Genomic DNA, 10,703 nt, shown 5'->3' on the forward strand with positions numbered 1-10,703 from the left:
CGAAGGGACACCACGATGGCACGCACCACCTGGAGGACGTTCGCCGCAGCCTGTGCGACGACGGCGATCGTCACCGGACCGTTGGCGCTGCACGCGACCGCGGCCAGCGCCCCACCACCGGACGGCACGGCGGCCACCCCGCCTGCGGTCGAGAAGGCACCACCCGGGGTCCTGCGCGCGATGCAGCGCGACCTCGGCCTCAGCACGCGGGACGCGACGGAGCGTCTCGCGTTCCAGTCGGACGCCGCGAGCGCCGAGGTCACCCTCGAGGCGAAGCTCGGTGACGAGTTCGCCGGGGTCTGGGTCGACCCCGAGGAGAACACGCTCTACGTCGGCGTCGTGGCCGACTCCGACCGCCGGGCCGCGAGCGCGGACCGCCGCGCGGCGAGCGCCGCAGGGGCGCGTGTCGTCGCCGTCGAGCACACGCTCGACGAGCTCGAGACGTGGAAGTCTCGGCTCGACGCCGAGCTCGCGGACGAGACGGACGCCATCCCCTCCTGGTACGTCGACGTCACGACCAACGCGGTCGTCGTCAACGCGCACGCCGACGCGCTCGACGAGGCCGCCGAGCTCGTCGAGGCGGCGGGGGTGCCCGCGGGCGCCGTCGAGATCGTCACGACCACCGAGTCGCCCCGTACCTTCATCGACGTGGTGGGTGGCAACGCGTACTACATGTCGGGCGGCGGGCGCTGCTCGGTCGGGTTCGCCGTCCAGGGCGGGTTCGTGACCGCGGGCCACTGCGGCCAGACGGGCACGACGACCACCAGCCCGAACGGTACGTTCCGCGGATCGAGCTTCCCGGGACGCGACTACGGGTGGGTGCAGGTCGGGGCCGGCAACACCCTGGTGGGTGCGGTGAACAACTACAGCGGTGGCCGCGTGCAGGTCGCGGGCTCCACGGCGGCGCCGGTCGGGGCGGCGGTCTGCCGTTCGGGCTCGACCACGGGCTGGCGCTGCGGGACCATCCAGGCCTACAACTCGTCGGTGACGTACCCGCAGGGCACGGTCACGGGGCTGATCCGGACGAACGTGTGCGCCGAGCCCGGTGACTCCGGCGGCTCGCTCCTCGCGGGCAACCAGGCGCAGGGTGTGACGTCGGGCGGGTCGGGCAACTGCCGCACCGGCGGCACCACCTACTTCCAGCCGGTCAACCCGATCCTCAGCGCCTACGGCCTCACGCTCATCACGTCCGGCGGTGGGGGCGGCAACCCGGAGCCGCCGCCCGCGGGCTGCACGGGCTACGCCAGCACGTTCACGGGCACGCTGAGCTCGGGGGCGACCGCCGCGCAGCCGAACGGCAGCTACTACACGACGACACGCTCGGGCACGCACCGCGGCTGCCTCTCCGGCCCGTCGGGCGCGGACTTCGACCTGTACCTGCAGAAGTGGAGCGGGTCGCAGTGGGTGTCGGTGGCGCAGTCGACGGCACCGGGCTCGTCGGAGACCGTCACCTACAACGGCACCTCCGGCTACTACCGGTACGTGGTCCACGCCTACTCCGGCTCGGGCTCGTACACGCTGGGCGCGACGGCACCGTAACCCTTCGCGGCCGTGACGACGGCGGCCCGTCGCCTTCCCCGGGCGACGGGCCGCTCGCGTGTCCTCCTCGACCGACTACGCCACGAGCTGTGCCCCGTACTTCGCGACGATCGCGATGGCGAGCAGGACGAGCCAGGTGGCCGTGAGGTAGGTGTAGGACCCGGACCGCACGAACGCGAGCATCCGTGCCTGGGCCCGCGCCGGCAGGTACAGGTTGTCCTCGAGGACGTTCCAGTGCAGCAGCGAGGCGAACACGAGCGTCGTCGCGACCGTGATGAGCAGGCACCACGGGCACAGCGCACCGATGACGAACATCGACTGGTAGAACAGCCAGTACGCGAGGACCACGCCGAGGAAGTACACGACCTGGGCCGAGAAGAGGAACCAGCGGGGGAACCGCACCCCGCCGAGGGCCGCGACCGCGATGGTGATGACCACCGGTTCGGCGATGAGCCCGAGGAACGAGTTGGGGAAGCCGAGGAGCGCGGACTGCCACGCGGCGCCGACGGTCCCGCACGAGAGCACGGCGTTCACGTCGCACATGAGCTGCGCGCTCGGGTCGGCGGCGAGCGTGATCGCCTCGATCGACAGGACGAGCGCGGCCGTGAGGCTCAGCAGCGCGAACACGAGCATCTCGCCGAAGATCAGGCCGCGGGAGTGCTGCCAGCCGGTGGGCCGGCCGAGATCGGTGGTGCCAGGTGCGACGTCGGGGCGCTCGTCCGGGTCGTGGGTCAGGGTGACGACCGGGTCGCTCATGCTCGTCCTTCGCCGTGGGCGGCCCACGGCGTCGGAGCACGCAGGCGGCGCCCGTCGGGCGCCGGTCCCAGGCTACGAACCGGGTGCGTGGCCGGGTAGGGACGAAGGTCCTCGGGGTGCGTCCGGTGTGGGTGGGACCGGCGTCCCGAGGATCATCGCGAGGCTGAGGTCCCGCACCCGCCGGGCGTCGTCGCCGCGGGGGGCGAGGTGGCTCGCGGCGAGGGCCAGGTGCTCGGCCCCCACGACGGTCGCGAGCGCGATGGTCGCACGGGCCCGCGCCTCCTCGGCGTCGTACCCGGCCTCCTCGAGGAGGCGGCACAGGAGGTCCGTCCGTCGCGCGGTGACGCGCCCGAGCGCCGCGGCGACGCCCGGGCGGTCGGTCTGCGCGTAGAGGAGTTGCTCGCCCGTGCGCGGGGTGGCGCGCCGGCCGACGGCGGTGAAGAGCGCGGCGAGCCTGGCCTGCGCGTCGCCCGGGGTCGCCTCGGTCTCCGCGACGATCCGCTCGGTCTCCTCCTCCCAGCGGGCGAGGACGGCGTCGAGCAGCGCCTGGCGGTCGGCGAAGTGCCAGTAGAAGGAGCCCTTCGTGGCGCCGAGCGCGCGGGCGACCGGCTCGACCCGGACGGCGTCGAGACCGTCGGCGGCGAAGGTCGCGTAGGCGGCGTCGACCCAGGCCGCGGCGTCGAGGCGGGTAGCGGGAGGCACGTTCCGTACGCTACCGTACGGAGCATCCGTACGGCACCGTATGGAGCGTTGCTCGTCCAGGAGGTCTTGTCATGACCGGCGTCTTCACGTCCCTCGCTCTCGCGGACCTGCCGCGGCCGGACTACGCGGACGTCGTCCTCGTCCCGCTGCCCGACGGTGCACCGACCGACCCGGCCGTGTGGGCTCGGGAGATCTTCGCGGTGCGGTCCGCGCCGCCGTGGGTGCGGGTGGCCTTCGCGGTGCGGCAGTCGGTCGTGGCGCTCATCGGGGTCTCGCGCGGGGACCAGGGGGTCTTCGACGTCGACCGGGTCGAGGGGGAGGAGGCGTTGATCGTCGCGGACGACCGGCACCTGGACTTCCGGGCCGCCGTGGGGGTCGACGTCGGTGCTCGCCTCGTGCGTGTCACGACGGCTGTGCGCCTGCACGGGTGGCGCGGGCGCGGGTACTTCGGGCCGGTCCGGCTCGCGCACGGCCCGGTCGTCCACGCGATGTTGACCCGCGCGGCGCGCGGGCTCGCCGGCGGGGACGCGGTTCGCTGAGCGTGTCCGCGTTCAGGTGAGCACGGTGAACTCCACCAGCGGGTGGCGTTCGCCGTTCACCTGGATCTCGACAGCATGGATGCCCGGGTGGTGCACGCGTGTGGTCATCTGCCGCATGCCGTGACGCTTGGTCAGGGTGATCGTCTCCCCGGGCGCGACCGTGCGGACCGCGAGCTTGAAGACCTTGGGGGAGCGGCGTCCGTCGGCCTTGACGTAGTGCACGGCATAGTCGACGGCGAGCGACGCAACCTCCGGGCCGGTGTTGGTGACCTGCGCCGTGAGCTCGAGCACGCCGGGCAGGCGCACGACGTCCTGGGCCAGCTCCGTCGTCACCGCGACGCTCGCGGGGGCGTGGCCGAGGAGGGCGAGAGCGCCGGGGTGGCCCTTCTTCACCAGGGTGCGCAGCCCGTGGCGCACCACGCGCGCGGTGCGATCGGCGGAGACGGGATCGTCGTCGTCGGCGCGGCGCCAGCGGTCTGCGGTCTCGACGACGAGGTCGGGGGCGTGCCGGGCGAGGTCGTTGAGGTGGTTCGCGACCGAGCGGCGAACGTACTCGCTCTCGTCGCGGTGCAGCGCGTCGAGCAGCGGGATCGTGGCGGACGGCCGGTCGATCAGCTCGCGGATCCGCACCGCCCACGGCAGGTACGAGCGGGTGCCCTCGCTCGCGAGGCGCCGGACGTGCTCGTCGGGGTGGCGGGTCCACCTCTCAGCGGCCACGAGCGTCCGGTCGAGGTCGGCGGCAAGGAAGCCGCGGATCGCGAACTCGCTCGTCAGGCGCGGCGTGAGCTCGGCGAGCAGCGCCAGACCGTCGTCGAACGAGGCGTCGTTGCCGGCTGCGGGGGCCCGTCGTGCGACGGCCTCGGTCACGGGCCACAGCGTCCAGCCGCGGAACGACTCGTCCACGAGGAGCCGGCGCACGACCTGTGCGAACGCGGCGTAGTCCGCGGGCAGGTCGGCGAGCAGGGCGTCGGTCACGAGGTCGGTGCGCGCGCGCAGCTTGTGCCCGTCGACCGCGCTGCCGACCGCGTCAACGTGCGTGAGGTCGAGCGTCGGGTCAGCAGCCGCGAGGCGCGTGCGCAGACCGGCGATCGCGGTGGCGTCGAGCAGCTCGTCCATGGTTCCCACGTCGCTCAGCGAACCAGGTGCCACCGACACCCGGGCGAGGGCCAGGCCGGCCGGCCCGACGGCGGGTCGAGTCAGATGTCTGGTGCCGGGTGGAGTCCGAGGTAGCGGCTCAGTGCGTCTTCCACCTTGGCGAGGTCGTCGTGGTGGAGGTAGTCGACGGGATCGCCAACGATGTAGTCGACGTCGATGGTGCGTACTTGGTCGATGAGGAACACGGTGGTCTGGTCGGCCACCTCGAGTTCGGGCCGAAACTGTGTCCGGTGCGCCCTGGTGGATGTCGGGACGATGGTCGCTACCGACCAGGGGAAGTCGGTCGGCGAGAGCACGAGCCCGTACCGTCGCCCGCCCTGCTCGTGACCGCGCGCCTCGCCGAGGTCGACCTGGTAGACGGCGCCGCGGATCACCAGGCGTCCGGCTCGTCGTTCAGGTTCTCGTCGCGGTGAGCGGCCGCGTCCGCGCGCGCGCGGTCGAGCCAACGTTCTTGCGCGAGCAGGTGCAGGCCGCGGCGCACGGCGTCGCTGGTGGTGACACCCTCCTCACTGAGGCGGTCGAGGATGCGCCGCTCCTCGGTGGTGGGGCGGAAGGTGACGGAGTCGCGTTTGGACGCGGCCTTGCTGACGCGCTTGGGGGCGAGCTTCGAGGTGGAGGAGCTCGCCTTCAACAACGTGGAGTCGGCGGAGACGTTGGTAGCCATGGCCCCATTCTACGCCGTGTGTCTCACATTTGTAAGACCATTGGGTGCGCCGGGGCCTTGCTTGGCGCCAACCCTCGCACGGGGGTTGCTCGACCCCGAAGTGTGGTGCGAGCCCCTGCACGTCTTCGAGTGAGTGCCCCCGCGAGACCGCCGTTCGCAGCTGCCGCAGTAACGGTGGCCGGGTATCTGGTGTGGGAAAGGTCGGTCGGACGTGCTGGTGCCTCGGCGAGCGCGCTCGGCATCCGCGGTATCGCGTGGTCGGTCCCCTACCGCACCGGGCGAACGGCGTGGGGGCGTGCCGTCGATGCCGAGAGCGCGGGGTTTTCACCTCGAATGGGTGAGGCGGCTCGGCGGCGAGACCCTACGGTGAGAGTGTCGGACCTCGACACGTCGCCGGACGGTGCCGGGCCTGCGTGACGAGCAGCGCCGCCGTCGGGCAGGGACTCTGTGCTGAGGAGAGGATCAACCGTGGCTGCTGGTGACTCCGAGGTGACAGAGGCGGGCCCGACTCGCCGGACGAACTGGTTGCCACTGGTGGCCTTGGCCATCGCCCAGTTCGTCATGGTGCTGGACCAGTCGGCGATGAACGTCTCGATCAGCGCGCTGGTGGCCGACTTCGACACGTCGGTGACCACGATCCAGGCGGTGATCACGCTCTACTGCCTGGTGATGGCGATGTTCATGCTCACCGGCGGCAAGATCGGCGACATCATCGGCCGGCGGAGGACGTTCGTCATCGGTCTCATCATCTACGCAGCGGGTTCGGCGGTCACCGCGCTGGCGCCTTCGGTGGCCATCCTGGCCCTCGGCTGGTCGGTGCTGGAGGGAATCGGCGCCGCGCTCGTGCTGCCGGCCCTGGTGGCGCTGATCGCCGGCAACTTCGAAGGCGCCTCCCGCAAGGTGGCGTACGCCGTGATCGGCGGGGTCGCCGGGGCCGGGATCGCGGTGGGGCCGATCCTGGGTGGTTGGGCCACCACCGAGTACTCGTGGCGGATCATCTTCGCCGGCGAGGTGCTGCTGGTGGCACTGATCCTGGCGATGACCCCCAAGGTGGTCGACGCGGTCAGGACCGGCCCGGTACCAAGGCTCGACGTCGTCGGCAGCATCCTGTCCGCCGCAGGCCTGGGCCTGGTCGTCCTCGGGGTGCTGCAGTCGAGCACGTGGGGCTGGATCAGGCCCGAGGTGGACTCCCCGGTGACGCCGTTCGGCTTCTCGCTGACCGTGTTCGTCATCACCCTCGGTGGAGTCCTGCTGTGGTCCTTCGTGGCCTGGCAGGGTCGACGAGAACGCACGGGTCGCGACCCGCTGGTGCACCTGGCGCTCTTGAAGATCGCCCCGCTTCGTTCTGGCTTGTTCGGCCTGTTCAGCCAGAACCTGATCCTGATGGGCGTCTTCTTCACCATCCCGCTGTACCTGCAGCTGGTGATCGGGCTCGACGCCCTGGAGACCGGTCTCAAGATGCTGCCCGTCTCGATCGCCATGTTCCTCGCCTCCGCGGCAGGCTCACGGCTGTCCGGGCGCTACCCGATCCGGTCGATCGTCCGGGTCGGGCTCGCGACCAGCATGGTGGCGGCCGTCATGCTCCTGGCCACGATCGAGCCCGAGCTGGACGACTCGAGCTTCGCCTGGTCGATGGCGGTGCTCGGCGTGGGCATGGGCCTGATCGCCTCCCAACTCGGCAACGTCGTGCAGTCCTCGGTCGACGCCTCGGGCCGGGGAGAGGCCGGCGGTCTGCAGTTCACCGGCCAGCAGCTCGGCTCGTCCCTGGGGGTAGCCCTGCTCGGGGCGATCGTGCTGTCCGGGCTCACCGCCGGGTTCGTGTCCACCATCTCGTCCGACGAGCGGATCAGCAGCGCAGTCTCCGACCAGGTCGGTGTGGCCATCGGTTCCGGCATCGACTTCATGTCCGCCGACCAGGCCCGAACCGCTGCCCAGGAGGCCGGGCTGGACGAGCCGACCACCCAGGCGCTCGTCGAGGACTACGAGTCCGCGCAGCTACGAGCGCTCAAGGTCGGGCTGCTGGCAGCGGCCCTCCTGGCCCTGCTCTCCCTCGCCTCCACCAGGGATCTACCGCATGGCGCGGTCAGGAAGGAACCCGACCCCGACGAGACCGAGGCGGGACGTCACGCCTGAGGCCGGAGCGCGGAGGCCACGGACGGCCGAGGTCCACGACGGAGGGTGCAGAGCGAGAGCCATCACGGGATCACGCGTCGCGGACGCCGACCGCCACGGCACCATCGCCCGGCACAGTTCGCGATCCGCACCAGCAGCCCGTGCGGGCGAGGCCAGCAGCACCGTGACGGCTCGGCCCTCGAGCGGGACTGCTATAGCCTCGACGATCCGTGTCTTCCCAGCACAGGAGCCCTCTTCGCGCCCACAGCCCGCCAGTGCCGTGAAAGGCGAGGTCAAGCAATGGAGGTTCACGTGTTGATGGCAAGCAGGCGGTCGGTGCTCGCACCGTGCCTTGCGGGGGTGGCGGCCGCTCTCCTTGCGGCATGTCTTCCCGTTCTACCCGAGCAGCAGCCAGTCGGCCTGCGTGTGGACGGTGGAGTCATCTCGGCGGTGATTCCGTCGTGCCCGGGTGACGCGGTACTTCGCGCGGTGGTTACTCCGGCGGATCCGAATATTGAGCTCCAGGCGGCGTGGAGTGCCGAGGAACTGCTCACGGACGCTTCCGGCGTGGTCGTGCTCGACCGGACGAGCTGGAGGACGGTCCGAGGCGACTACAGCGGGCTTGCGGTCTTCGGTGTCGACGTCGAGACCGAATCGACCGGGTTCGGCGTGCCTGTCGATGACCCGGACTCGCTGCGCGACCTACCGCCCGATCATTTCTGGGTCGGCGGCGAGATCATGAGCGCAGAACAATTCCGTGCGATGATCGCGGCGGACTTTCCTTGCGAGGCATGAAGACAGCCAGGAGCATCGAAGGTGGCGTCAGGCCCGTCGAGGTACTCCGGATAGTCGTCTGAGAGTCTCCGTCCAGGGGAACCGCGGGCCTCTCAACTGCCCGGCCTCGGCCAACCGCCAAGCTCTCAACGGTGATAGACCATCTTTCGATGGAAGGACGACGGTGATGCGCAGCTCTGGCGAAGTTGTCGACGCGCTCGCGGAGGCACTCCGTGTGTACACCGCAAGGAGTGTCTCTGTTGAGGCGGTTCGTCGCGACGTGGCAGTGTTGAGCGTGGGCGACGAGGAAGACGTTGCAACTCTCGTGGTGGGGCTGATGTCCACACAAGGGTTGGTCGAGAACTCGGGGATGTCGCTGACCACGAGCGGTTACGCCGACCGGGTGAAAGGCGAGACGATGGCGTCGAGACTCGCCTACATCGAGGCTTGGGTCCGGGCGGAGGGGTCAGGAGATGCCGCGCCGTCCCGCAGTGCGGACTCGGTGCCGAATATCCCAGAAGCCGTTTCGGTATTCGTGACAGGTAACTCAGCATATGGTCTGGACCGTCGAGGGCAGGTCACATCGGGAGGGCGCGATACCGGGCTGCGCTTGCGGGTGGATTCGGGCTCCGTGATCGTCGTCGACGGGCCCCGTGCGTTCAGGGTCCGAGGTGAAGGGGACGAGGAGTTCGCGTCGTCGCTCTTGGGGATTCTCGATTCTCGTTCTCCGGGCGCGGACGACTGATCGCATGGGAGTGGGGGCCTGCAGGTAGGAGTCGGGCTGCCCACCGGCTCGGGAAGATCCGGGAACCGGGGACCAGGTGCGAAGTCGTGCGGGATTGAGTTCTGGAGGGGATAGATGCTGATGACCATGCGCCGTCCGGTTCTCGCGGCTGCGCTTGTGTGCATGAGTGCATCTTTCGTCGCATCATGCCTTCCTGTTCGCCCTGTGCCACCCCCTTTGGGGCTACGTGAGGACGATGGGGTCGTCTCCGTGGCCATTCCGACGTGCCCGGGAGAAGCAGTTCTCCTCGGGAAGGTAAGTCCCATGGACGAGGACGCGCCGGACGGACCCACTCCGGTGTGGAGCGCAGAGGACCTGCTGACCGATCCAATGAGCGGAATAGCGCTCGATCGGACGAGCTGGGCATCGGCTTCGGGTGACTACGGCGACCTCGCGAACTTCTGGGTCGAGTTCGAGACCGATTCGGTGGGGTTCGGGGACGCTGTCATCAACCGGGAAAGGCTGCGTGGCCTCCCGCCCAACACTTTCTGGGTCGAGGGTGAGCGAATGACGATCGCACAATACCGCGAATTGGTATCGGTAGACCTCCCGTGCGAGGAGTAGGGGCGGAGGCGGTTCGCCTCAGGCGTGACCGGCGCGTTGGCCCGCTCTGCCCGTCCTCGCAGCGAGGTCGCTACCGAGTAGGGCGCGCATCCTGGAAGCGGGCACGCGAGAGATGCGTCTACGAGCCCTTTCTCTTCGGTGCACCGGCTCGCAACCGCAGGGTTGATCTACGACGAGTACGCCGCACCTGTGCTCGGGCACTGATGGCCCAGTCCGCGTCGCCGACGAGCAGCACCTCGTCAATGGCAAGTTCCGGAAAGATCCATCGAGACGAGTCCAGCGATACTACGTCTTCAAGCAGCAGCCGCTTCAGGTTGCGCAGCGCTGCGATGTTGTGCGCGTGCGCGACCTCACGTACTCCTGAGATTTTAAGCGATTCTAGCCGCTGGTACTCAGGAAGGTGCTCGAGGGAAAGTGCTCGAGGGCCATGGAGTACTAGCTTCTTCACGGTTGAAAGTCCAGACGGGGGAGGCGGTAGCGTGACATCACCTCGCATGCCCGTGAGTGACACTTCCTCCAGTTTGTCGAGCTCATTGAGCCAGGAGAAGTTCCCGCGCTCGAGGTACAGCTTGCGCAGCGTCGTGCTCCGCCGTAGAGATGCCCAGTTCATGTGCGCCGATCCAGCGAACGACCGCACTGGGATCATCGACAGGTCGGTGGCGGACGCGGGGACAGCCCAGATGTCAAGATCTGATAGCCTGCTCGCTCTCTCGAGCATCGTGGTGTCGATTCGAGCACTTTCGGTGACGAGGAGATGTCGGAGCTCCGAGATCACCGGGCGGAGAAAGTCGAGGCTCGCGACCTCGGGGCTGAGCTCCTCGACAAAGATCCCGAGACCTGAGCGGCCCGCGCGCCGAAGCGTCGATTCCCTCGGTGGCAGGCCTTTGATCACCAGGTATCGTACGCCGTCGATCGTGCGTCGGTTCCGTGGGATCACTGCATCCTCCGGACTCTTGGCGTGCTGCTCATCGCGTACTGTCGGGCAGATTCTCGCACCCCTCGCCAGCCAGGGAAAGTCCTCTTGCTATCGGCGAACTTTATACTGCTCTTCCTGGATAGCCCCTTCTCGTCGGCGACCTCCACACTCCGTTTCCTGGATGGTGCCCGTGAAGAG

General features: G+C 69.4%; 12 protein-coding genes. 6 read left to right on the plus strand and 6 right to left on the minus strand.

All coding sequences use genetic code 11. The features are described from left to right. Positions 1–15: 15 nt before the first annotated feature. On the plus strand, positions 16–1,539 hold the full coding sequence (locus OHL10_RS01320; RefSeq protein WP_265520341.1) for a S1 family peptidase: 1,524 nt from the start codon (positions 16–18) through the stop codon (positions 1,537–1,539). A gap of 75 nt (positions 1,540–1,614) precedes the next feature. Here the strand turns inward: OHL10_RS01320 and OHL10_RS01325 are convergent, their stop codons facing one another. Continuing rightward, positions 1,615–2,295 carry a vitamin K epoxide reductase family protein gene (locus OHL10_RS01325; RefSeq protein WP_265520342.1) on the minus strand — a complete coding sequence of 227 codons (681 nt, stop codon included), beginning with the start codon at positions 2,293–2,295 and terminating at the stop codon, positions 1,615–1,617. A gap of 72 nt (positions 2,296–2,367) precedes the next feature. After that, positions 2,368–2,997 carry a TetR/AcrR family transcriptional regulator gene (locus OHL10_RS01330; protein WP_265520343.1) on the minus strand — a complete coding sequence of 210 codons (630 nt, stop codon included), beginning with the start codon at positions 2,995–2,997 and terminating at the stop codon, positions 2,368–2,370. Between the two features lie 71 nt (positions 2,998–3,068). Here OHL10_RS01330 and OHL10_RS01335 point away from each other — a divergent pair, with 71 nt between their 5' ends. Next, positions 3,069–3,536: a DUF2867 domain-containing protein gene (locus OHL10_RS01335; protein ID WP_265520344.1), complete on the plus strand. Its 468-nt coding sequence runs from the start codon at positions 3,069–3,071 to the stop codon at positions 3,534–3,536. Positions 3,537–3,548: 12 nt separating this feature from the next. Here the strand turns inward: OHL10_RS01335 and OHL10_RS01340 are convergent, their stop codons facing one another. The 3 genes from OHL10_RS01340 to OHL10_RS01350 form a co-directional block, all read right to left on the minus strand. Then, positions 3,549–4,652: a DNA alkylation repair protein gene (locus tag OHL10_RS01340; protein ID WP_265520345.1), complete on the minus strand. Its 1,104-nt coding sequence runs from the start codon at positions 4,650–4,652 to the stop codon at positions 3,549–3,551. Between the two features lie 80 nt (positions 4,653–4,732). Next, positions 4,733–5,065 carry a type II toxin-antitoxin system PemK/MazF family toxin gene (locus OHL10_RS01345; protein WP_322645508.1) on the minus strand — a complete coding sequence of 111 codons (333 nt, stop codon included), beginning with the start codon at positions 5,063–5,065 and terminating at the stop codon, positions 4,733–4,735. Beyond that, positions 5,062–5,355 (minus strand): hypothetical protein, encoded by a 294-nt coding sequence (locus OHL10_RS01350; RefSeq protein ID WP_265520346.1) that lies wholly within the window; start codon positions 5,353–5,355, stop codon positions 5,062–5,064. Before OHL10_RS01350 ends, OHL10_RS01345 begins: the two co-directional genes overlap by 4 nt. Positions 5,356–5,823: 468 nt before the next feature. Between OHL10_RS01350 and OHL10_RS01355 the strand changes: the two genes are divergently transcribed. The 4 genes from OHL10_RS01355 (at position 5,824) to OHL10_RS01370 (ending at position 9,589) form a co-directional block, all read left to right on the plus strand. Further along, positions 5,824–7,488: an MFS transporter gene (locus tag OHL10_RS01355; RefSeq protein ID WP_265520347.1), complete on the plus strand. Its 1,665-nt coding sequence runs from the start codon at positions 5,824–5,826 to the stop codon at positions 7,486–7,488. A 279-nt stretch (positions 7,489–7,767) separates the two neighbouring features. Next, complete coding sequence (locus tag OHL10_RS01360; protein WP_265520348.1) at positions 7,768–8,262, plus strand: hypothetical protein; 495 nt, start codon at positions 7,768–7,770, stop codon at positions 8,260–8,262. Positions 8,263–8,428: 166 nt separating this feature from the next. After that, positions 8,429–8,986: a hypothetical protein gene (locus OHL10_RS01365; protein ID WP_265520349.1), complete on the plus strand. Its 558-nt coding sequence runs from the start codon at positions 8,429–8,431 to the stop codon at positions 8,984–8,986. 303 nt (positions 8,987–9,289) lie between these two features. Next, positions 9,290–9,589, plus strand: a complete 300-nt coding sequence (locus tag OHL10_RS01370; protein WP_265520350.1) for a hypothetical protein — start codon at positions 9,290–9,292, stop codon at positions 9,587–9,589. Between the two features lie 118 nt (positions 9,590–9,707). Here the strand turns inward: OHL10_RS01370 and OHL10_RS01375 are convergent, their stop codons facing one another. After that, positions 9,708–10,481 (minus strand): hypothetical protein, encoded by a 774-nt coding sequence (locus tag OHL10_RS01375; RefSeq protein WP_265520351.1) that lies wholly within the window; start codon positions 10,479–10,481, stop codon positions 9,708–9,710. Positions 10,482–10,703: the final 222 nt, after the last annotated feature.

The organism is Oerskovia flava, from assembly GCF_026163685.1.
Classification (GTDB): domain Bacteria; phylum Actinomycetota; class Actinomycetes; order Actinomycetales; family Cellulomonadaceae; genus Oerskovia_A; species Oerskovia_A flava.